This is a genomic window from Aeromonas sp. 602200, from assembly GCF_049173895.1.
Taxonomy (GTDB): domain Bacteria; phylum Pseudomonadota; class Gammaproteobacteria; order Enterobacterales; family Aeromonadaceae; genus Aeromonas; species Aeromonas veronii_A.
The window spans coordinates 396,370-418,870 of sequence record NZ_JAAKSL010000002.1; the positions used below are offsets into that span (position 1 = coordinate 396,370).

A 22,501-nucleotide genomic window follows, 5' to 3' on the forward strand; every position below is an offset into this window, starting at 1 on the left:
GCTAATGGTTTGGTGCAATGTGGCATATTTGGTACTGGAGGTATTTAAGTGTTTTTGAAAATTGAGAGATTATTAAATTCACTTGAGTATCAAGTACATAAAAATATTAATGAAACCATTTATAAAAACAAAACTTTTCTATCCAGTAAATGGAGTTTCTTAGAATATAATATATTACGTTGGTCTAAAAGACATAATTACTATATTCTATTGATGTTTATTCTTGCCATTTTATTGACCGCAAGCTTATTCCTTTGGAAAAGTAAGATTGCTCCAATTGCTATAATTTATCTCCCTAATTGGCCAGAGCTCATTGAATGGCAAGATGGATTCCTAGCTGGCCAGCTAACAATTGTTGGTGTTGTTTATCCCCTTGTTATAGGTTTAATTGGCATTTTATTTCAAAACAAATCGGCAAAAAAAATATTATTCCCTATATACCAAATGTACTCTGGTTTTATGTTTGCCGGTTTGAGTGGGCTAAGTCTCTCAATTTTTATTATTATTGGATATTTTTTAAAGGCTGGTGTTAATACATCAACCTACCTAGCAATATGTATAACAACAGCTCTTTGGTTAACGTTCAATCTGCTGTTAACGTGTTGGTTTTTCGTCTCTACTTTTCTAATGCTTGATGAAACAAAACGGGACAGATTAGTTATCCGATTCACAATTCATGAGTTATGTGAAATTGATATTAGGAATAGAATGCGTACCTTGCTATTAATTAATAGCATTAAAAATGATCTCTTAGCAAACCCCGATGAAAAAATCCTTAAAATTAGCACGTATGACTATAATAGTGATAAATATAGTGAAATTACATCGTCTTCAAAAGATCAAGCCCACGTTAGCAATGTCTATTTTTCAATAATAAATAAAATCATTCAATACTATTACTATAAAATAAAGCTTGCTCACTTTATAAAAAACCATCACATTGGCAAATGGCTAACAAATAATATTGGTATCTCTTGGCCAGATATTGATTTAAACGTTGAAATAAAATTTGTTCTGCAACCTATCCTCACTACTAAGAATGAGAGAAAACTTGTTCTTTTTAGATATACAGGAATAAAAGTTGGATGGCTATCAAAAGCATTAATCAAATTCAGTTTTAAAACAAAAAAACACGATGAGAGCCTTGATAAAAGCCTTACATCGATGATGCTTGGTTTTGTTGGCAGCACAAATGACTCAATTAGAGAAAAAAATTTTAGCGAATTTAAAGATTCATTATCAAACATTGTAAAATGGCATATAGAAATATCTTCTGCCTTAAGTTTTTTTAATGATGATAATAAAGATGACAACTGGATATTATTACCTACGGCAAGTTTTTTTAGTAGAAGCTATCTAGACGAAATAATGATTCAATACTATGAGGTCGCAAAGTCAGCTGTTGAGTTAATACCAGATAACATAGATTTTTTTGATGAGATTATTTATCTACACAAACGTATATTCTGGGGTCGAGAAAAATTAGTTGATCGTGAAGGCCATTCCTTAATTCAAGGAAGTTACTATACTTGGTCGCTATTAATGGAATGGCGATCATACAGTTCATCATCATTAGATATTAGAATAGCTAATAAGTATGAGGATGTACTTTTTCATTTTGTGGGAGCATGGGAGTCCTGGCTTGATCATCTTGAGCCTAAAAACAAAAATATCGATGACCTCAAAGATACACTGCCCCTATTACTTACTCACCTAGAATTCACAGCTCATACGATCATATCAGCTTTGAGATATAACAATATTGAGGCTACAGGCTGGGGCGTTGATATGCTAAACAACTGGCATGAGAAGCTATCGGTCAGATCTTATGATCAGAACTATTTAGAGTATACGTGGATCTCAGAATTGGTTACTCACAATTTTTTATTTAAGAACCAAGATGAAGAGCCATGGATAACAATTTTGAACAATCGTGATTTTAATCTTCAGTCAGCATTCTACATCGCACTTAAGAATGCAGCATTTGACCTTAGAATCATCACGGCTTGTTATATACTACTCAAGCCAAACTTGAATGACGATATTAAATTAAGGGGTTTTGTCAAAGCACTGCTTTCAGGTGATCCTATTCATCCAACAGGATCAATACGTAATAGGGAGAAGTCAATATCTAGTGCTAGTGATATCCTTATGGCCTATATTAGACATCGAGACTATCCAAATTATGGTGTTGATAGTTATGGATCATGGCTTTCTAAAAACCTTGAACTCTTTAGCCGCGTGAATGAGCAACGAAGAGTATCAGGTCGTATCTATTCTGGCTGGGGGCGCGATGATGTTAATAGCATGACTAGTGCTTATGTAGAAATCGCCGTTTCATTCTCAAATAACCAATGGCAACTCAGTCATAAATTCTTTGAAGTTGTTTTTTCAAATATATTCCGCCATCAAGATAAAGACTCTCTTGTTCGTGACTTAAATGAGTGGATTAGGATTTCCGATACAATAGATAAAACATTTCTTATATCTAAAGAAGAATTTAATAAAAATCTAGACAACTTTAAAGTCTCAATTCAAAATGTCATTTCTCAGATAAACCAACGCAAAAATAAAATTGTCGCAGAAGCCGAAATTGATGAAGAAGTGCTAATAAAATTTGGTTTAGTTTGTTCCGAAGTGATTATACATAAAGACTATACCACAGAATTCCCGATGAATTTATTTGAATCTGTTAATTTCAATGGGAGTCGTTTAAATAACAACTTATTTAAATTGAATATAAATGGCTATTTAAAAGAAAACATTGCTAAGAACATCGATGCAAACAGAGCAATGAATGAGGAAGATTGGTTAAAAACATTAACTGATAATGATATAAAAACCAATATCTTAAGAAAGATATTACAATGCAAAATATCCAACTCAATATCTTATGATAGTGCAGATGACAATATAAGATATATTATAAAACAGAGCAAAAGCATTAATAACCCCATATTGCTTTCAGGATGCGCAGAGTTAAATAATTTAGTTTTCGAAGCCAGGCATAATAAAGAAATCTCTGATGAATTTAGCATCTCATTTATTGATGGTTATGGAATGGATTATTTATGCCATATAGGAAACATTATTGTATATAGCATTCATTTCTCGGATTTAAATTGCAGTTTCCTGACATCCCATAATTCATTCAAATGTATCGAGTTTGGGAAGGTAGATGAATCACAATTTGTTGAAATACATTACGAATCATCTGAAGTCGAGAATGTTGGAGTTTTATCTATAAATTATTGGATGGACATTGTTTTTTCAGATGATTTGGAAATTATCCAAACAGAAATCAAAAGTATTTAAGAGAATAATTTATTAGATAGTTATCGTTTAAATTTCCCCCTAATAAAAAGGCGACCATCTGGTCGCCTTTTTGTTTTCTATCGCTTTCCAATCAGAGAATATTACCGTGCCGGTCGCTTGGCTCCATTTCCTTTGGCCGCAGGCTTGCCGCCCTGAGCGGCGGGTTTGGCAGAGCCTGCGCGGGTTGGCGCCTTGCCCTTATGAGCGGGTTTTCCGGCAGGTTTACCCTTACCAGCATTCTTGCCTTCGCCCTGTGCGGCCGGTTTGCCGTTGCCAGCGCCTTTCTGCAGCTGGGAACCCACCGGCTTGCTGCCTGTGCCATTGCCACGCTGGTGACTGATGTTGCTATGGCGAGTCAGGGCCGGTTTCATCCCCTTGCCGCTGGCGGTGCGCTCGTTGCGCCGCTCATTCCTACCTTCTGGCGGCACCAGACAGCCGGGGCCGTTGCCAATCAGGTGGCCCTTGCCCATGGCGAGCAGGGCTTCGCGGATCATCGGCCAGCCAGCCGGATCGTGGTAGCGCAGCAGCGCCTTGTGCAGGCGGCGACGGCGCTCGCCCTTGGCGACAAACACATCGCCCCCCTCGCGGCTCACCTTGTTTAACGGGTTTTTCTCCGTGTAATACATGGTGGTGGCGTTGGCGAGCGGCGACGGGTAGAAGTTCTGCACCTGATCGAGCTTGAAGCGGTTCTCTTTGACCCAGAGCGCCAGATTGACCATGTCTTCATCTGTGGTGCCCGGGTGGGCGGAGATAAAGTAGGGGATCAGGTACTGCTGCTTGCCCGCCTCTTTGGAGTATTTGTCGAACAGCTCCTTGAACTGGTAGTAGCTGCCCATGCCCGGCTTCATCATCTTGGAGAGCGGCCCCTCCTCGGTGTGTTCCGGCGCGATCTTGAGGTAGCCGCCGACGTGGTACTTGGCCAGCTCCTTGATATAGCGGGGATCTTCCACCGCGATGTCGTAACGCACGCCGGAGGCGATGAGGATCTTCTTGATCCCCTTGAGGTCGCGCGCCTTGCGATAGAGGTTGATGGTCGGGCTGTGGTCGGTGTCCATGTGCGGGCAGATGGTGGGCCAGACACAGGAGGCGCGACGGCAGGTCTGCTCGGCCTTGGGGCTCTTGCAGCGCAGCTTGTACATGTTGGCGGTGGGGCCGCCGAGATCCGAGATGACGCCGGTAAAGCCCGGCACCTTGTCGCGGATATCTTCGATCTCTTTCAGGATCGACTCTTCCGAGCGGCTCTGGATGATGCGCCCTTCGTGCTCGGTGATGGAGCAGAAGGAGCAGCCGCCAAAGCAGCCGCGCATGATGTTGACCGAGGTCTTGATCATCTCGAAGGCGGGGATCTTCTCGTTGCCATAGGCCGGATGCGGCACCCGCTGGTAGGGCAGGCCGAATACGCCGTCCATCTCCTCGGTTTCCAGCGGGAAAGCAGGCGGGTTGACCCAGACGATGCGATCGCCGTGAGCCTGCGACAGGGCGCGCGCACAGCCGGGGTTGGTCTCGTGGTGCAGAATGCGCGAGGCGTGGGCGTAGAGCACCTTGTCCTCTTTCACCCGCTCGAATGCCGGCAGCTTCACATAGGTTTTTTCCCACGGCTTGGGCTTGGGCGGCTGCACCAGCACAGGCTGGGCTTCCTGCGCGGCAGGGGCCGCTTCGGTCGCATCGTCAGAGCATGGGGCCCCTTCCATATAAGGGTTCATGATGGGATCGATGCGGCCAATCTGGTCGAGCTTGCTCGAATCCACCCCTTTCCAGCCCGGCAGCGGCTCCTTGCGGATGACGGCAGTGCCGCGAATATCCTGCATGGTGTCGATGGTCTCCCCCGCAGCGATGCGGTGAGCCACTTCCACCAGCGGCCGCTCGGCGTTGCCGTAGATCAGGATATCGGCCTTGGCATCGAGCAGGATGGAGCGTCGGATGGTCTCGGACCAGTAGTCGTAGTGGGCGATACGGCGTAAGGATGCCTCGATGCCGCCGATAACGACGGGCACCTCCTTGAAGGCCTCCTTGCAGCGCTGGGTATAGACCAGGGTGGCGCGATCCGGCCGCTTGCCACCCACATCCCCCGGGGTATAGGCGTCGTCGTGGCGCAGCTTCTTGTCGGAGGTGTAGCGGTTGATCATGGAGTCCATGTTGCCCGCGGTCACCCCGAAGAAGAGGTTCGGTTTGCCCAGACGCATAAAGTCATCCTTAGATGACCAGTCCGGCTGGGCGATGATGCCGACCCGAAAGCCCTGCGCCTCCAGCATGCGGCCGATGACCGCCATGCCGAAGCTCGGGTGATCCACGTAGGCATCCCCCGTCACCAGAATGACGTCGCAGCTGTCCCAACCCAGCTTGTCCATCTCTTTGCGGGACATGGGCAGGAAGGGCGCCGTGCCGTAGCACTCGGCCCAATAGCGGGGATAGGAGAAAAGGTTGGGTACCGGCTGCATTTTGAACACCTGGAAAAATTCGGGTCGCGCATTATACCGGTTGCGGCCAAGGGGAGCGATGGCTTTTTGTCCCCAGCATTCGCGCGGGAAAAGGCGCTTTGCCATCCAACATCCGCATCACGCCACCACAAACAAGCACGCCCGCAGGATGAGTGCGGGCGATCTTTGACTGCAACTGCCGCACGGTGAGCCGGGCCAATGCGGGGGGCTCACCGCCTGAATGGTTACTGACTCAGATCCTTGTCGATCCAGTATTTGGAGCCGGAGATGTTGGCATCGAACAGCAATCCCTTCTCGCCGATCTGGTAGATGGCCATGCCACCGTTGTATTTGGCGGTCAGCTCGGCGCTCTCCTTGCCAGCTACCACACCCACTTCGGAAGTGGCCTCCCACCCCTGGGTCACGAAGGCATCGAATCTGGCCTTGTCTTCAAACAGGATCACCTGCTGATAGAACTTGCCACCGATACCGGCCGCCAGCCCCGCGCCAAACATCTTCATATAGGTGTGTTTGCCACTCTTGCGATTGATGGCCACCCCGGCGCCCTGATTGGTATGCAGCATCAGGGAGAACTTGCGCGAATCGAATACTGCGTAGCCATACGCCTTGTCAAACAGCAACTTGGCTGAAGGCTGTTCATTGAACAGGCGCACCAGTGCCGTGTCGGCCATGGTGTTGAGCGCCACCCGCGCCTCTTGCGGGGTTTTGGGCTCCAGCATCTCGTCGAGCTTCTTGTCGGCTACCTTCAGCCACTCCTTGCCGGTGGCGATGCTCTTGTCGGTCCAGACCCCGGCGGTGTTGAACGCCTCTTCACCCCAGGCAGAGATGGAGGCCCAGCTCTTTTTGGAGAAGTCGCTGACATCCTGCCATACCTCCTTGCCAGTCTCACTCACGGCGGTGCCGAGATCGGCGGCGGCAGCCTTCAGTTTCTCCCAGTCGGCATGGCTGGGTGACACCACCAACGTCAGTGACAGGGCCAGCAACCAGTTACGCTTGTTCATTTTTTCACTCCCGTATTGTCGAGTGTCTGGGTTATCCTGCGATCCCCTACAACAGGCTACCCGGTGAAAACCACTCCCGCATTATCGGAAGGGGAATCGGGTTAAGCAATCATTGAGTCCTGTTTATCCCGCCACAGCCCGAAATAAAAAGGCTGCTCATCAGAGAGGAGCAGCCTTGTTGAACACTGTAAAACCGGACGGGCTTATTCGACCATCATCACCTTGCAGGTGTTGGTACTGCCGACGGTTTCCATCTTGTCACCGTGGGTCAGCAGTACCATGTCCCCGCTTTGCAGCAGCCCCTTATCCTTGAGCACGGCCAGCGCGTCGCGGCACACTTCGTAGACCGGTTTGGTCTCGTCACCGTCGAACAGCACCGGGGTCACACCACGGTAGAGGTTGGCCCAGGCCAGGGTCTTGTTGTGGGGGGACATGGCGAAGATCGGCAGACCGGAGCTGATACGGGACATCAGCAGCGGCGTGGTGCCCGATTCGGTCAGCGCCACGATCGCCTTGACCCCTTCCAGGTGGTTGGCTGCGTACATGGTGGACATGGCAACCGCCTCTTCCACCGAGGTGAAGGTGTAGCTCATGCGGTGGTTGGAGACGTTCAGGCTCGGGTGCTTTTCGGCACCGACACAGACGCTTGCCATGGAGGTGACCGTTTCGATGGGGAACTGACCGGCAGCGGTTTCGGCAGAGAGCATCACCGCATCGGTACCATCCAGCACGGCGTTGGCGACGTCCATCACTTCGGCACGAGTCGGCAGCGGCGCATTGATCATCGATTCCATCATCTGGGTGGCGGTGATCACCACACGGTTGAGACGACGGGAGTGACGGATCAGCTTCTTCTGTACACCAACCAGCTCGGGGTCACCGATCTCGACGCCCAGATCGCCACGGGCGACCATCACGGCATCAGAGCCGAGGATGATATCTTCCATCGCCTCATCGGTGGCGACGGTCTCGGCGCGCTCGACCTTGGCCACGATCTTGGCATTGGAGCCAGCTTCGCGAGCCAGTTCGCGGGCGTAACGCAGATCATCACCGCAGCGCGGGAAGGAGACGGCCAGATAATCCACGTTCATCAGCGCGGCTGTCTTGATATCTTCCTTGTCTTTCTCGGTCAGGGCTGGCGCGGAGAGACCGCCCCCTTTCTTGTTGATGCCCTTGTTGTTGGAGAGAGGGCCCGCCACGGTCACAGTGGTATGGATGCGGGTGCCTTCCACGCTCTCGACTTTCAGTTGTACACGGCCATCGTCCAGCAGCAGGATGTCACCCGGCACCACATCATTTGGCAGGCTCTTGTAGTCGATACCAACCTGCTCCTGACAGCCTTCACCCTTGCCCAGGGCTGCATCCAGCACGAACTTGTCACCGATGGCGAGATAGATCTTGCCATCCTTGAAGGTGGATACACGGATTTTCGGGCCTTGCAGGTCACCCATGATGGCAACGTGGCGGCCGAGCTTGGCAGCAATGTCACGCACCTGATTGGCGCGCTGGATATGATCTTCAGGAGTGCCGTGAGAGAAGTTCATCCGCACCATGTCGGCGCCAGCGCGGATAATCCCTTCGAGGATCCCTTCGCGGTCGGTGGCCGGACCAAGTGTGGTTACAATCTTTGTACGTCTAGGCATGAAAGACTCCAATATGAAGTTGAGATAACTTGAGATTCTGCCCCATCAAACCGATGGCTCGATGCACCCGCTTGCAAACCATCCGGGTGGTTTTTGTTATTAAGTTACAATACCACATCAAGACTACACCAAGGAGGGTGGCATAGACAGTCGGGGGCCAAAGCCCCCGACGATTCAGGAAGAGTGTGGTGTTTCAAAGCGGGATTCGCGCAATCCCTCTTTTACCTTCTTCAGGTTTTCACGAAATTTCATCCCCCGGCGCAGGGTAAATCCGGTTGCCAGCACATCCACCAGCGCCAGCTGCGCGATGCGGGAAGCCATCGGCATGTAGACATCGGTATCTTCCGGCACATCCATGGAGAGCACCAGGTTGCACTCGCGCGCCAGTGGGGAATCCTTGGCGGTCATGCCGATCACTGTGGCGTCGTTCTCGCGCGCCAGCGCGGCGATCTCGACCAGCGCCTTGGTGCGGCCGGTATGGGAGATCAGCACCACCACGTCCCCTTCGCTGCTGTTGATGCAGCTCATGCGCATCATGACGATATCGTCAAAGCTCACCACCGGAATATTGAAGCGGAAGAACTTGTTCTGGGCATCGCGGGCAACGGCTGAGGAGGCACCAAGACCAAAGAAGCTTATCTTCTTGGACTGGGTCAGGATATCGACACAGCGGTTGATGGCCGAGATATCCAGGCTGTTCTTGGCTGCATCCAGACAAGCCATGGTGGATTCGAAGATTTTGGCCGTGTAGGTATCGGGGCCGTCTTCTGCTTCCACATGACGATTGACGTAAGGAGTGCCATTGGCCAGGCTCTGGGCCAGATGGAGTTTGAAATCGGGGAAGCCTTTGGTATCGAGGCGACGGCAAAAACGGTTGACGGTCGGTTCACTGACGTCGGCCATTTTGGCCAGGGCGGCGATGCTGGAGTGGATGGCGGTCTGGGGAGACGCCAGGATCACCTCGGCAACCTTGCGTTCTGATTTACTGAAACTTTCCAGGTTGTTCGTAATTTTATCAAGGGTATTCATCATCACCACCAGACGTTTTTGTAATTTAGCTTCAGTGTCTTTGCACTAAATCTACGGCTAAGCAGGTTTCCAATCAAGCTGATGACTATACAAGACAAGCGCTTATCGCAACTAACGCCTGCCGTACAAAGTATGACTCATCTCTAATTATTTCGTACTTTTCGTTACAAAACGTCACCTCACTGTGAAACCGCTTACAAATGTTGCAAAGCAACAACACTGTGAGCAGGCGCACGTTTGTATCGATCCGGCGGGTGAGTGAGCCTGAGCTCGGATAGAATGGGCCGTCATAATCCAACAATAATCTCGGGACACCACAGTCGTCCCCATCCTGTAACGAAGGAGTTGTTATGCAGCATACCCATGCGCTGGTCGGCGATGTCGGCGGTACCAATGCACGTCTGGCCCTGTGTGAGCTGGCCACCGGTACTATCTCTCAGGCAAAGACCTACTCAGGTCTGGCCCATCCCAGCCTTGAAGCCGTGGTTCGCCTCTATCTGGAGGAACACAAGGTCGAGGTGGCTGAAGCCTGCATCGCCATCGCCTGCCCCATCAATGGTGACTGGGTCGCCATGACCAACCACAGCTGGGAGTTCTCCATCAGCGAGATGCAGAGCAATCTCGGGCTGGCGCGCCTGCAAGTAATCAACGACTTTACCGCGGTCTCGATGGCGGTACCGGTATTGGCCGAATCGGATCGCATCCAGCTGGGCGGCGCCGCACCGGTAGCTGGCAAACCCATCGCCATCTATGGAGCGGGCACCGGCCTTGGGGTTGCGCATCTGGTCAAGGCGGGCGATCAGTGGTTGAGCCTGCCGGGCGAAGGGGGTCATGTGGATTTTGCCGCCAACACCGAAGAGGAAGATGCGGTGCTGCAAGTAATGCGAGGCGAACTGGGCCATGTCTCGGCCGAGCGTTTCTTATCCGGCCCGGGCTTGGTCAATCTCTATCGCGGGCTGGTGAAATCCGATGGTCGTGAGCCGGAGCCGTTCGCCCCTAAAGACATTACCGAACGTGCGCTGGCGGGCGAGTGTCTGGATTGCCGCCGCACCCTGAGCCTGTTCTGCGTGCTGATGGGCCGCTTTGCCGGCAACCTGGCGCTCAATATGGGCACCTTTGGCGGCGTCTATATTGCGGGTGGGATAGTGCCGCGCTTCCAGGAGTTCTTCACCAGTTCCGGTTTCCGGGTTGCCTTTGAAGACAAGGGCCGTTTCAAATCCTACCTCAAGGATATTCCGGTATTCCTGATCACCCATGAAGGGCCTGGCCTGCTCGGCGCTGGCGCTTACCTGCGCCAGTCGATGGGGATTACCATCTGATTGTAAGGTGGAGTGAAACTGAAACATCCGTGGTTCAGCATCGATTCAGTGTGGATGGCATATAGTAGTGGCACGTAACCAAGAGGGTTGTACTTCACAAGGAGTGGAAAGCGACTCTCATCCGCTGGATACGTTTGTCACCTGACAAGCCTGAACTGTTTCAACCGGCCTTTTGGCCGGTTTTTTTTGCTTCAAAAGCAGTCACTTGTAACTTCGCTAACCCACCCTCATGACCACATGTGACCAATCTCATGGTCGCAGCAACCTAAATGTTGTCTCGGTATCACCCCTTATGTACATTAAAACAGTCACCCGAACAATTTGATTTGCTTTTCGGGTTATTGATGAACAAGGAGAGACATCATGGCAAGTTTCGACACACTGAAAAGTGGAACGATCAGAGTTCGTATTTTGGTGAAAAACGGTTCAAAATCAGAGAGATTACAGAAGACATTCCCTTCCATGGAGGAAGCAAGAGTGTGGGCCGATAAGGTTGAGTCAAGGAACGCAGTTGTTTGTAACGTGCCAGAGTCAGTGACTGTTGATGACCTGCACAAAGCACACCTACTAAGAGCTGTTGGGCCATCGACTATCGAGCGCGAAGAGGGTCACTATAAGCACCTCAAGCCAACATTCGGTAAGAGCATCCCAGAGCGACTGACCCAAAGCGATGTGGATAAATACATAGAGAAGGCATTGAAGACACGACACTGGAATACGATCCGCCGTGAGGTAATCTACCTCAAGTCGTTGCTCAAACGAGTGGAGTCTAACCCGCTTGCCAACCTCAAGGTAAAGGGCGAAATCACTTCGGTTAAGCGCCCTATTACCGCCTCGGATTACAAGGCGCTACTAGAAGCCACAAGGGAAAAGAACCGCTGGATAATTCGACTCTTGATGGAGAGCGGCTGGCGGCGAGCAGAGATCTGGAGTTTGCGTCCCTGCGATGTGCGGCTGGAGGATAACATTGCAGACTTCCCCGATGCGAAAACACATGACGAACGAATGAGAACCTTTACCGATGATTGCAGACTCTTGCTGGAGCAAGTCATCAAAGAGCATTTGGAGAGTGGTCGTAAGGATACCGAGCGACTCTGCCGATTTAGTCGCCCTAATGGCATCAGTGTCATGTTCATTAGATCCCGCGAGAAGGCAGGACTTGGAGATCATGTCCACCCTCACAACTTCCGGCACGGCTTTATCACCAGGGCTCAGAACTTTTTCGGCCTAACCGTCTCGGATGTAATGATGTTCACGGGCCACCGAGATAAAAAGACCGTCATGCGCTACACACAACCGATGGTGGAGGTAGCGAGAGCCAAGATGAAGGGAGTCCGGCGAACCGAGGTTGGCCAAGTGAAAGAAGAAAATTGGGATTGACCATGCCAACAAAAAGCCCCTCGATTGAGGGGCTTTCTATTAGAACGAAGAGACGGCCTTCACCGGTAGCAATGGAGCGTCATTGCAAGCCATGAGGGCGTCCCGCTCCACGTAGCTCGTCTGCATAGCGCCCCGACCGAAGAGGTGCCACACCAAGAACATGCTGCCCTTGTTGTTGCCTCGCGCCGGTTCGCCGGTCTCGGGGTGCAGGAAGGACAAGCGCCCGCCTGTTACAACCACCACCTCCTGACAAGTCGCCTTCGCTTTCTTAAACCAGCCGGTTGATTGGTCGAGCATGACCAGCATGACCGTCCCGATGCCTTCCGCTCTGGCCTCGTTCGCTGCGTCCACCCATGGGCCAATGTTGCTGTACGGCGGATTGCACCACGCATACTCCCCAGGCATAGCGAACCACGTCCACGGCGTAGCCAAGGCGTTGTGGCGCTCGTCTATGAAGATGGGCAACTGGGTATTGATGACACTGGCCGCAACGTCCACAACCAACGGATAGCGGGCCGCCATGTACTGGAACACCGGTCTCGGTGTGCGATAGTGGTCGCGGTTCATTGCGCCCCCAATGTTAACGAGAGGCTATGTTGCGCCTCCCCTCGGAGTTGGAACTCTTCGAGAGCCAAGGTGCGCTTATCAATCCTGCGCTTTGCCAACCCGCGCCCGTGGAAACTCCCCTCGTTTGCCGAGTCCATTGCGCCGAGAGTGTGCTCGTTGATGCGCCGATTCAACTCGTCACGCTTGCGGATCATGGTTTCCATCCAGTCGAAGGCGTTGATGAACGCCTCTTTGAATGCGCCTGCTTTGGCTCCTGTAAAGCCCATGATAAGGAACACACAGCCGTTGCGAGTAATCAGGTACTGAGGTTGTATGTCGCCATTTTTATCAATGAAATCAAGCGGCTCAAAATTGAGCGACCTAAACTCATCACTACAGCTAAGCTGCCGGATGGCCCTAAGTACGTTCTTGTGACTTCTCCCAAAAGCCTCCGCAATGATGCGAGAGTTGGTCACTATCTGATCGCCTTTGACCGAAACCAATGCGCGGAACACCCCCTCCTCCAGTTGGTCTTCCACGGTATTCGCTGTGACTTCAAACATGATGAATCCCTTCAAGATGTAAGAGAGCCAAGTAGAGAATGCGCCAGTGCTTGAGGCGCATCACGACTAGGCTGTCGTCTGTTGTCATTCGGTTGCGCCGGTTGATGACCACCGGCACTTCCGGCCCTCTGCTTTTGGCCAAGCTGCGCTCTGCTTGCGCCATCGCCTCCAAGAAGTTGAGGCGCTCCACGCGCTTGGCCTCGACATGAAGAAGGGGCGTCCCCACTAGGTCAGCCCCTCCGGTCATTCGCTCGTTCACACCACCACCGCCGCCCGATAACGGCGTCATCAGGTGACAGGCCCAAGAGAATGTTGATGCGGCCATACGACAGACCTTCCTCGATGCACTCTTTCAGGCGGGCGTCCAGTTCATCCGTCCACTGGAAGGTGAAGGACGGGCGATAGAACAGGTGCTTCTGGGTGACAAGGCGCTTCCAGTGCTCAAGGGTGGTGCTCATGCTGGGATCTCCTGCAATGAGGCCACCGGCACGGACACGACCGGCATCATCATCCCAAGCGGGTGATGTGGCAGGATGGGGAGTCTTGCTTGGGCCAAGTTGGTGAAGAACTCGTAACGCAAACTCGGGCCTTGATTGGAGACGAGAATGCAATGCTTGAGGGTCACACCACTGAGACCATGCGCGTGGCTCAAGATAGCCAAGTCGAGGTGAATGACCTCTTCGTTGGGCTCAACGTAGTAGATGAAGATGTCCACGCAGCCATCTTCGTTGACGCCCGCGTAGGTGAATGGATGCCGCTCGGCCAACTTCATTGATGCCCGCATAAGTGAATGGATGCCGCTCGGCCAACTGGGTGAGCGTGACATCGAAGTACCCCTCAAGGGCACTGCGGGCCTGCTGTTTCAACATAACGATCCTTGTTAGTTATCCCGTTGCTTCATCGACCTCGCACACCTGTCGCAGATGAATTGCCACTTCGGGCGCTTCACGCACTTCTTGCAGAACAGGCATGGACGAGTCCAATAGTTGACCTTGAGAGGGGCGACAAACTTCGCGCCGTCAAACTCTCTGATGCCTTCGCGCACCAAGATCCTTTTGAGGGTGTCAACACACACACCTACTCGCTCGGCCTGTACTGGTAAGCTCTCTGGCGGTAACGAACGGAGCCAATCAAGTTGCTCGTTCGTCAGTTTGGTTTTTTTCGGCATAGTTCCCTCTCACACCAAGGCATAAAAAACATACCACACACTCACCCCGTTGCAATCTCAAAGAACATAAACGGGCTAGTGTATTTTTATACAGCATAGCCAAAGGTCTAAAGGGTGTGATGGACACAACAAAACAAACAATCGTCTTTGTCTTTTGGTCAAAAAAATGCTACCCTCAATTCACTTTTTAAGAGGCTCAAGCGGCTTTAGCACGCCCCTCTGCGTTTGCTTCGCACGCAGGGGCGAAGTAAAAGTTGGAAGGATTCTTAAACGGCTTAAACTTTAAGGGTTTACGACTCTTGAGGGGTGGCCAAGTGAATTGAAAAAAGGGGGGCCGCGTGTCCGCTGAAATGTCACTGGAGGAACGGCGTCAGTACGTCCGTGACAACTACCCAGATGTGGCAGAACTAATCAGACTCGCCCGCCTTCACTTCGGTGAGTCTGTCGAGATAGTGGTTACACTGGATGAACCAATAACAAAGGGGCCGTGAGCCCCTTTGTTTATTCCTCGATCCCCAGGATGTCGTTAACCGTTCGCAGCGGTAGGCCAAGCATTCGGGATGCGTCCTCCGCACTGTGGCCATCGTTGATTAGCCGGTAGACATTTGAGCACTTAGAGTTGTAGCTGGTCTCCATCCCAACGAGTGTGGGGAAGGGCGCCGCACGGGATCAAGCTCAACATCTACATACGGTTCATCCCCGCGTGCGCGGGGAGCAGGTGCCACTCCCTGTATGGCTGGCCCTTCACATACGGTTCATCCCCACGGGTGCGGGGAGCGGATGGCGAAGCAGTCAATCTTCTTGGCCACGTACGGTTCATCCCCGCGTGCGCGGGGAGTAGTGGGGTCTGTCATCCGATCCCGAGTACCGAGGCGGTTCATCCCCGCGTACGCGGGGAGCAGTCTTTGGAGGCGGTGCCGGTGGCGTCCTGCATCGGTTCATCCCCGCGTGCGCGGGGAGCAGCGCAGGCTGGATATATCAATCCTACCGCCAAACGGTTCATCCCTACGTGCGCGGGGAGCAGCCAAACATCGACAGCACTTGGCGGAATGCCCACGGTTCATCCCCACGTGCGCGGGGAGCAGCTGCAACCGGCGGTTGATGGCATCCTCGACCGCGGTTCATCCCCGCGTGCGCGGGGAGCAGCTTGAACAGCACAAATGAAAACTCGCCAGACTCGGTTCATCCCCGCGTGCGCGGGGAGCAGTGGACCCTAACTCACAACTGCGTGACCGTACTCGGTTCATCCCCGCGTGCGCGGGGAGCAGCTGGATGATATCTACATCAACCCCATCATCGACGGTTCATCCCCGCGTGCGCGGGGAGCAGGTCGGGGTCTCTGCACGCCCAAGCTGCGCTGACGGTTCATCCCCGCGTGCGCGGGGAGCAGATGTCATCGATCTGAAAACCGACTGCTCACACCGGTTCATCCCCGCGTGCGCGGGGAGCAGTCCCACATAGAGACAACCGGGATGGCATGGAGCGGTTCATCCCCGCGTGCGCGGGGAGCAGTTTGAGCCAAGGTTGATGGCACCGCCTACAGACGGTTCATCCCCGCGTGCGCGGGGAGCAGTCGGAGCGGAGCGAATCGAGCACGATGGACAGCGGTTCATCCCCGCGTGCGCGGGGAGCAGAACACCCATCTCACTAGCGCGAGCCTGTACCGCGGTTCATCCCCGCGTGCGCGGGGAGCAGCGGAGAGCCTTTGCCGGGCTCAGTTCCATGTACGGTTCATCCCCGCGTGCGCGGGGAGCAGATTGACAAAGCGAGCAATGACATCATCGCCGACGGTTCATCCCCGCGTGCGCGGGGAGCAGGCAAGAACGACCAGGGCCAGAGCCACCGCCACGCGGTTCATCCCCGCGTGCGCGGGGAGCAGGAGCAGGAGGGGCTGATGGCGTGGCATGTCGCCGGTTCATCCCCGCGTGCGCGGGGAGCAGTACCGGCCCTGCTGTTTCTACCGGTACTAATACGGTTCATCCCCGCGTGCGCGGGGAGCAGGCCCTGACCACCATCAAATCGGGGCGTCTGCTCGGTTCATCCCCGCGTGCGCGGGGAGCAGAACAGTACCGGTCGAACTAGTGCCATATTGGCCGGTTCATCCCCGCGTGCGCGGGGAGCAGACGTCAGCGCCGCCGATGTGCCGGGGCCGAGCCGGTTCATCCCCGCGTGCGCGGGGAGCAGGAACAGCTCAACGCCCTGCCGGGCAAACGCTTCGGTTCATCCCCGCGTGCGCGGGGAGCAGACCATCAACCCAGCACTCGCCGCCCGAAATCACGGTTCATCCCCGCGTACGCGGGGAGCAGGCTTCCACAATCTTCGGGGTTTTGACGCCGCGCGGTTCATCCCCGCGTGCGCGGGGAGCAGTCGGAGCGGAGCGAATCGAGCACGATGGACAGCGGTTCATCCCCGCGTGCGCGGGGAGCAGCGGAGAGCCTTTGCCGGGCTCAGTTCCATGTACGGTTCATCCCCGCGTGCGCGGGGAGCAGTGGCTGATGGTCGAAGTGCGGGTGATGTCGATCGGTTCATCCCCGCGTGCGCGGGGGGCAGGCGAGACAGGTTCGTACCGGCGCTGCATCGGACGGTTCATCCCCGCGTGCGCGGGGAGCAGGCAAGAACGACCAGGGCCAGAGCCACCGCCACGCGGTTCATCCCCGCGTGCGCGGGGAGCAGTCGATCGTCGCATCCGAGTTGTTTTTCGCAATCGGTTCATCCCCGCGTGCGCGGGGAGCAGAGATCGAGACTGGCCGCTCTGCCGCTGTTCACCGGTTCATCCCCGCGTGCGCGGGGAGCAGTAAGAACATTGGCATGAAAAAGACTGACCTTGCGGTTCATCCCCGCGTGCGCGGGGAGCAGTTGCTTCGCTCACTCCCGCAACAACACCATGCCGGTTCATCCCCGCGTGCGCGGGGAGCAGGCTTCGGTACTGCACAGACCGACATACATCGCCGGTTCATCCCCGCGTGCGCGGGGAGCAGTGGTCGTAGCGGATTCCGTAGCGTGAAGCAGCCGGTTCATCCCCGCGTGCGCGGGGAGCAGTGAATTCATGCCAATACCATGCACCACCAACACGGTTCATCCCCGCGTGCGCGGGGAGCAGAAGAGCCTGGTCATCATCGATGAGAGCCAGAACGGTTCATCCCCGCGTGCGCGGGGAGCAGCCATGCTATCCGTTCAGTATGTCATGATGGCGCGGTTCATCCCCGCGTGCGCGGGGAGCAGGTCTGGCCCGTAGACGTTGTGACCCTGCAGCAGCGGTTCATCCCCGCGTGCGCGGGGAGCAGGCCCCAGCTGCGATTGTCGCGGTAGGAGTCCACGGTTCATCCCCGCGTGCGCGGGGAGCAGCCATTGCTGCCGGAACCCTTGTTATGCGATGGCGGTTCATCCCCGCGTGCGCGGGGAGCAGCACTTGGCGCTCGGCATCGTCAAGGCGCAGCGCGGTTCATCCCCGCGTGCGCGGGGAGCAGTTGAAGTCATCAAGGAGGAATCAATGATTGGCCGGTTCATCCCCGCGTGCGCGGGGAGCAGTCGGCACTATACGGCTGGATGCCGTTCTCATGCGGTTCATCCCCGCGTGCGCGGGGAGCAGTTCTTGCCCCTGCTGTTGGCCGAAACCATTAACGGTTCATCCCCGCGTGCGCGGGGAGCAGGAAATGACACGAAACGAAGCGCGCGGCCTCATCGGTTCATCCCCGCGTGCGCGGGGAGCAGCGTTATTGGTCATCAATCCGCTCCACAATGCACGGTTCATCCCCGCGTGCGCGGGGAGCAGGGCAGTCTAATCCAGTGTCCCAAGATATGTAACGGTTCATCCCCGCGTGCGCGGGGAGCAGTCATCTCTGGTGCGAAAAGCACGCTGTATGCGCGGTTCATCCCCGCGTGCGCGGGGAGCAGTGCGGCATGCGGCGCAGGTCGCGCTGGCCAGGCGGTTCATCCCCGCGTGCGCGGGGAGCAGCCAAGCGTCTCGATGCGCTCACGGGCCTCGCGTTCTTCATCCCCGCGTGCGCGGGGAGCAGCCATACGGGTATTGTGAAGCTCATATCTGCTCCGGTTCATCCCCGCGTGCGCGGGGAGCAGACTGTATTGTCGAAGGCCCTCAGATGAGGGAGCGGTTCATCCCCGCGTGCGCGGGGAGCAGCAATGCAATCTCCGCAACGTGGTCGCCGAGCGCGGTTCATCCCCGCGTGCGCGGGGAGCAGGATATAGGAGATCATCCGGCTGTTGTTGACCCCGGTTCATCCCCGCGTGCGCGGGGAGCAGAAAAGCAGTTGCCGCAGGCGATACCGTAGACGCGGTTCATCCCCGCGTGCGCGGGGAGCAGGCCGCGTCGAACTGCGCGCCATGAAGCACCACCGGTTCATCCCCGCGTGCGCGGGGAGCAGGGCTGCACCTTCATCACGCGGCGGGTCTGGGTCGGTTCATCCCCGCGTGCGCGGGGAGCAGTCGTCCGGCAGCTCGTCCAGCAGCTCGTTCACCGGTTCATCCCCGCGTGCGCGGGGAGCAGCTGGTTGGTCTGCGTGGCGTTCTGTGCAGGTGCGGTTCATCCCCGCGTGCGCGGGGAGCAGAGCGTGAGGCACGCCGAGAACGTGGCCGCCGACGGTTCATCCCCGCGTGCGCGGGGAGCAGGTCCGGGAACTCTTCCGGCATCACCATGCACGGCGGTTCATCCCCGCGTGCGCGGGGAGCAGGATCGCGTCGTCGAGCGCGTTGTGGTGAGTACCGGTTCATCCCCGCGTGCGCGGGGAGCAGGGCGACGTAGCGGCCGGACTCTAAGATGGCATCGGTTCATCCCCGCGTGCGCGGGGAGCAGTTCTTGGGCCTTCGCCATGGTGATACCTTTTTCGGTTCATCCCCGCGTGCGCGGGGAGCAGTGTGCGCGTCTGGGACGCCGTGCTGGGGATGGCGGTTCATCCCCGCGTGCGCGGGGAGCAGTCGCAGATCGACACAGTGAAGTTATCGGACAGCGGTTCATCCCCGCGTGCGCGGGGAGCAGATCGTCGAATACATCCACGCACATGAGCGGTTCGGTTCATCCCCGCGTGCGCGGGGAGCAGTTCTTGCCCCTGCTGTTGGCCGAAACCATTAACGGTTCATCCCCGCGTGCGCGGGGAGCAGTTCGATAGGGTACGTGGTAAGCGCAACACTCGCGGTTCATCCCCGCGTGCGCGGGGAGCAGGGCAGCGGGGGCTGCGCCAAACAGACCGGCCGCGGTTCATCCCCGCGTGCGCGGGGAGCAGAGCGGCCAGACCGATTACACTTGGCTGTCCAACGGTTCATCCCCGCGTGCGCGGGGAGCAGTGGGCGAGCGGAAAGGTGAAGATGTCGTGGGCCGGTTCATCCCCGCGTGCGCGGGGAGCAGTTCCGGCCTCGATATCATGGGCCTGCAACAGGCGGTTCATCCCCGCGTGCGCGGGGAGCAGTGGAACTTAAAAATGCAAAAGATATTGCCAAACGGTTCATCCCCGCGTGCGCGGGGAGCAGCAATAACGCCTCTGTGAATGGCTCCCATGTCTCGGTTCATCCCCGCGTGCGCGGGGAGCAGACTTAATGGATGTTATTGATTTAAATGGCTTTTTCAAACCATAAAAAAGCCACCAACTAATCCAGATTGTTAATGAACGATAACCTATTGATTTTCAAAGGGTAGAAATGAGACTAACCGGCAGCCATCCAAGTCCACCGGCATCCTTCTATTTGCTCCCAAGGTTTGAAAGTCAAACCCTGAGTCGTTGTTAGCAGACCATGCCATCACGATATTGCCCTGCTCAACCAATGCCTCACACTGCTGCCAGATCATCTCTCGTGCACGGCGCGAGACATCTCCCACATACACACCTGCACGGACCTCCAGCAACCAGATAGCCAGCCGACCACGCAAACGTGGGGGCACATCTTCGGTCACGACGACCAACATGCTCATCACTGACTCCTGTGACCGGCGTCCCCCATGCCGATCGGTTCGGGAATGGCGGGCGGCTGAGCATCCTTGGGAGGCTCAGGCGGGGTGATCCCCCCTGCAGCAAGCACCTCTTCAATTAGCGGGATCAGCTTTTCCAAGGTGCGCAGTTTGTTAAAACTGTCGCGACAAGCCAAGCGTACTGCGCGATCAGGGTTGGCATCGCCCCTAGCTGCGATCTCAAACGCCTGGGGCACCACGGTTTCAAATTTGATGATGTCGGCTATGTCGTAGACAAACGAGAGCGGCTTGCCACTATGGATAAAGCCGATGGCGGGGGCATACCCGGCAGCCAGGATGGCCGCCTCAGTGATGCCATAGAGGCAGGATGTGGCGGCGCTAATACATTGATTGGGCAGGTCGCCCTTCTCCCAATCCTTGGGATCATAGCGTCTCCCCTGCCACTTAACCCCATATCGAGCAGCCAACAGTTTGTAGGTCTCACGCACCCTGGCCCCTTCGAACCCACGCAACTGATCTACTGAACGACGGCTGGGCGGTGGCTCGCCAAAGCGCAGCTCAAACATCTTGCGTACTACTTTGAGACGCAGATCTTCATCCAGTGCAAGTTTGGCCTGAAAGAGTAGCCGGTCGGATCGGGCACCTCCCGGTTGACCTGCAGCATAGAGCCTCACCCCGGCCTCCCCTACCCAAACCAGCAGAGTACCAGCCATTGCTGCCAGCTTGACGGCTGCGTGAGAGACCCGAGTGCCGGGCTCTAGCATCAGACAGGCGACAGTACCAATGGGTATGTGAGTGCGTACCCCCTCTTTGTCCACCAGCACAAAGGCGCCGTCGATCACATCGAGCTGGCCATATTTAAGAAACAGCATGGCCCGACGATCCTTGATTGGGAGTGGCTTTAGAGGGGGGAGCATCAGGCTTTCCCCAAAGAAAGCAAGCCGCAACCCAGCGACTTGGCTGGGCCGATACCGGCACACAGGGCGGCTCGCAAGACATCAGGCTCGACAACCTGCAAGTAACCCTCGAAGGTCGCAGTCAAGACACTAAGACGGCTTGTTCCCTTCCGCCCATGCTGCATCACAGAGCTACTGACCAGTGCATGGACAAGACTAAAACCGTGACGCTCTCCTTGCCGAGCAAGCCAAGCCAACTGCTCTTCCTCGCTACACAGCCCCCTGCGTTTGCCATCACGGGTTACCGTCGGATTAGCCTGCAGGCGAAAGCGATAGGAACGACCTTGTTCAAGCCATTGCTCGGGGGCAAAGCGCTTCTCTTGAACTTCCCCTTGCAGGTAGTAAGGCAGATCGCGTAACGGCCCCCAGTTCCCTTCGGTTTGAGATTGCACCAGCAGTTGAGGCTGTTGCCAATTGGCTGTTGACTCGAGACGCCACAAGAAGCGTGCAGGCGCGGTCTCTTCGTCGGGAGCAAAAGCCCTGGCCAAGGTACGATGAAGCTCGTAGGGATTGGCCAGGTCACGACGTGCCTCCTTGCTTCTTGGGTTCAAGATCAATCGACTCAGATGCAATTGATTCAGGGACATGACACCTCCTCAGGCTCCAGTTGCTCAGTGAGCACAAAACGGGGGCCAAAGCGGCGATCTGCAAAAGGGGCTATCGGTTGATCGAGGCGAACCGTCCCTTCTGTCGCCTCCAACAACAAGCGACGCACTTGCAGACCAGCCCCCTTGATCAACTCGGGATAGTCGCGCAGAGCTTCCAGCAAAGCGCTATCTCGCACACCATCAGGCAGATACACTGGCGGTGACGGCAAACACCCCTTGCGGCCCAAGCTAAGAGGCCAATGGGGCGTTTTCAGTGCCTGATGGATTTGATCGAGCAGAGCTCGTTCTCCTTCAAAACCAACCAGAAAAGCGGCATCGCTCAAGTAGTAGCGTGGGCTGACCACGGTGCGCTTCATATCGACCTTGCCAGCCGCGTTAACGATACCGGTGGCCGTCTGATAATCGCGCAACACAACCCCTTCCCTATCCACCCTCACCCCCATCTGAAGGGCCGCAAGATCATCGACAGACTCGCTTCGATCCCGCCCCAGGGCGGCGCAGATTAGCCCGAGCACTCCCGATTTGGAAGGCTCCAGCTGGGTGTCGCGTTCATCAAAGCGGCTAGTAGTCCCCCAGGATTGCATAGGCCCTTGCAGCCGCAGTAGCAGTGTCGGCATG

General features: G+C 55.0%; 15 protein-coding genes, 1 pseudogene and 1 CRISPR repeat array. Of the genes and pseudogenes, 3 read left to right on the forward strand and 13 right to left on the reverse strand.

Annotated features, from left to right (window positions below; genetic code table 11):
• Positions 1-48: 48 nt before the first annotated feature.
• On the forward strand, positions 49-3,315 hold the full coding sequence (locus tag G5221_RS04850) for a hypothetical protein (RefSeq protein WP_421262912.1): 3,267 nt from the start codon (positions 49-51) through the stop codon (positions 3,313-3,315).
• 101 nt (positions 3,316-3,416) lie between these two features.
• On the opposite strand, the gene G5221_RS04855 is transcribed toward G5221_RS04850, so the two are convergent.
• The 4 genes from G5221_RS04855 to G5221_RS04870 form a co-directional block, all read right to left on the reverse strand.
• Positions 3,417-5,753, reverse strand: a complete 2,337-nt coding sequence (locus tag G5221_RS04855; RefSeq protein ID WP_421262913.1) for a YgiQ family radical SAM protein — start codon at positions 5,751-5,753, stop codon at positions 3,417-3,419.
• A gap of 224 nt (positions 5,754-5,977) precedes the next feature.
• Entirely contained in the window at positions 5,978-6,754 is a 777-nt protein-coding gene (gene befA, locus G5221_RS04860) for a beta cell expansion factor BefA (protein WP_005347598.1), read from the reverse strand.
• A 203-nt stretch (positions 6,755-6,957) separates the two neighbouring features.
• The gene (gene pyk / locus G5221_RS04865) at positions 6,958-8,397 is read right to left on the reverse strand and encodes a pyruvate kinase (RefSeq protein WP_266134250.1); all 1,440 of its coding nucleotides are present in this window, start codon (positions 8,395-8,397) and stop codon (positions 6,958-6,960) included.
• A gap of 174 nt (positions 8,398-8,571) precedes the next feature.
• Positions 8,572-9,429, reverse strand: a complete 858-nt coding sequence (locus tag G5221_RS04870) for a MurR/RpiR family transcriptional regulator (protein WP_005347620.1) — start codon at positions 9,427-9,429, stop codon at positions 8,572-8,574.
• A 344-nt stretch (positions 9,430-9,773) separates the two neighbouring features.
• Here G5221_RS04870 and glk point away from each other — a divergent pair.
• A pseudogene (glk, locus tag G5221_RS04875) lies at positions 9,774-10,745 on the forward strand (glucokinase); the annotation flags it as partial.
• Between the two features lie 363 nt (positions 10,746-11,108).
• Positions 11,109-12,125, forward strand: a complete 1,017-nt coding sequence (locus G5221_RS04880; protein WP_100653273.1) for a tyrosine-type recombinase/integrase — start codon at positions 11,109-11,111, stop codon at positions 12,123-12,125.
• Between the two features lie 39 nt (positions 12,126-12,164).
• Here the strand turns inward: G5221_RS04880 and G5221_RS04885 are convergent, their stop codons facing one another.
• From G5221_RS04885 to cas5e, 9 genes are all read right to left on the reverse strand, one after another.
• Complete coding sequence (locus G5221_RS04885; RefSeq protein ID WP_421262914.1) at positions 12,165-12,692, reverse strand: phage N-6-adenine-methyltransferase; 528 nt, start codon at positions 12,690-12,692, stop codon at positions 12,165-12,167.
• The gene (locus G5221_RS04890) at positions 12,689-13,234 is read right to left on the reverse strand and encodes a Rha family transcriptional regulator (protein WP_421262915.1); all 546 of its coding nucleotides are present in this window, start codon (positions 13,232-13,234) and stop codon (positions 12,689-12,691) included. The genes G5221_RS04885 and G5221_RS04890 overlap by 4 nt, the downstream gene beginning before the upstream one ends.
• Entirely contained in the window at positions 13,227-13,493 is a 267-nt protein-coding gene (locus G5221_RS04895) for a hypothetical protein (protein WP_421262916.1), read from the reverse strand. Before G5221_RS04895 ends, G5221_RS04890 begins: the two co-directional genes overlap by 8 nt.
• Positions 13,465-13,692, reverse strand: a complete 228-nt coding sequence (locus G5221_RS04900; protein ID WP_236269202.1) for a GcrA family cell cycle regulator — start codon at positions 13,690-13,692, stop codon at positions 13,465-13,467. Before G5221_RS04900 ends, G5221_RS04895 begins: the two co-directional genes overlap by 29 nt.
• Positions 13,689-14,006 (reverse strand): hypothetical protein, encoded by a 318-nt coding sequence (locus tag G5221_RS04905; protein ID WP_416034196.1) that lies wholly within the window; start codon positions 14,004-14,006, stop codon positions 13,689-13,691. Before G5221_RS04905 ends, G5221_RS04900 begins: the two co-directional genes overlap by 4 nt.
• A 1,085-nt stretch (positions 14,007-15,091) precedes the next feature.
• Positions 15,092-19,944: direct repeats of the CRISPR family, unit length 29 nt; unit sequence CGGTTCATCCCCGCGTGCGCGGGGAGCAG.
• Positions 19,945-20,028: 84 nt separating this feature from the next.
• Complete coding sequence (gene cas2e, locus G5221_RS04910; RefSeq protein ID WP_136501392.1) at positions 20,029-20,322, reverse strand: type I-E CRISPR-associated endoribonuclease Cas2e; 294 nt, start codon at positions 20,320-20,322, stop codon at positions 20,029-20,031.
• The gene (cas1e, locus tag G5221_RS04915) at positions 20,322-21,236 is read right to left on the reverse strand and encodes a type I-E CRISPR-associated endonuclease Cas1e (protein ID WP_421262917.1); all 915 of its coding nucleotides are present in this window, start codon (positions 21,234-21,236) and stop codon (positions 20,322-20,324) included. The genes cas2e and cas1e overlap by 1 nt, the downstream gene beginning before the upstream one ends.
• On the reverse strand, positions 21,236-21,862 hold the full coding sequence (gene cas6e, locus G5221_RS04920; RefSeq protein ID WP_421262918.1) for a type I-E CRISPR-associated protein Cas6/Cse3/CasE: 627 nt from the start codon (positions 21,860-21,862) through the stop codon (positions 21,236-21,238). Before cas6e ends, cas1e begins: the two co-directional genes overlap by 1 nt.
• Positions 21,853-22,500, reverse strand: a complete 648-nt coding sequence (cas5e, locus tag G5221_RS04925; protein ID WP_064341170.1) for a type I-E CRISPR-associated protein Cas5/CasD — start codon at positions 22,498-22,500, stop codon at positions 21,853-21,855. Before cas5e ends, cas6e begins: the two co-directional genes overlap by 10 nt.
• Between the last annotated feature and the right edge of the window lies 1 nt (position 22,501).

What these genes read in the sequence shown, in the direction of transcription:
- G5221_RS04855 (WP_421262913.1), bottom strand. Translation starts at nt 5,753, where the DNA reads ATGCAGCCGGTACCCAACCTTTTCTCCTATCCCCGCTATTGGGCCGAG.
- befA (WP_005347598.1), bottom strand. Translation starts at nt 6,754, where the DNA reads ATGAACAAGCGTAACTGGTTGCTGGCCCTGTCACTGACGTTGGTGGTG.
- pyk (WP_266134250.1), bottom strand. Translation starts at nt 8,397, where the DNA reads ATGCCTAGACGTACAAAGATTGTAACCACACTTGGTCCGGCCACCGAC.
- G5221_RS04870 (WP_005347620.1), bottom strand. Translation starts at nt 9,429, where the DNA reads ATGATGAATACCCTTGATAAAATTACGAACAACCTGGAAAGTTTCAGT.
- G5221_RS04880 (WP_100653273.1), top strand. Translation starts at nt 11,109, where the DNA reads ATGGCAAGTTTCGACACACTGAAAAGTGGAACGATCAGAGTTCGTATT.
- G5221_RS04885 (WP_421262914.1), bottom strand. Translation starts at nt 12,692, where the DNA reads ATGAACCGCGACCACTATCGCACACCGAGACCGGTGTTCCAGTACATG.
- G5221_RS04890 (WP_421262915.1), bottom strand. Translation starts at nt 13,234, where the DNA reads ATGTTTGAAGTCACAGCGAATACCGTGGAAGACCAACTGGAGGAGGGG.
- G5221_RS04900 (WP_236269202.1), bottom strand. Translation starts at nt 13,692, where the DNA reads ATGAGCACCACCCTTGAGCACTGGAAGCGCCTTGTCACCCAGAAGCAC.
- G5221_RS04905 (WP_416034196.1), bottom strand. Translation starts at nt 14,006, where the DNA reads ATGAAGTTGGCCGAGCGGCATCCATTCACCTACGCGGGCGTCAACGAA.
- cas2e (WP_136501392.1), bottom strand. Translation starts at nt 20,322, where the DNA reads ATGAGCATGTTGGTCGTCGTGACCGAAGATGTGCCCCCACGTTTGCGT.
- cas1e (WP_421262917.1), bottom strand. Translation starts at nt 21,236, where the DNA reads ATGCTCCCCCCTCTAAAGCCACTCCCAATCAAGGATCGTCGGGCCATG.
- cas6e (WP_421262918.1), bottom strand. Translation starts at nt 21,862, where the DNA reads ATGTCCCTGAATCAATTGCATCTGAGTCGATTGATCTTGAACCCAAGA.
- cas5e (WP_064341170.1), bottom strand. Translation starts at nt 22,500, where the DNA reads ATGCCGACACTGCTACTGCGGCTGCAAGGGCCTATGCAATCCTGGGGG.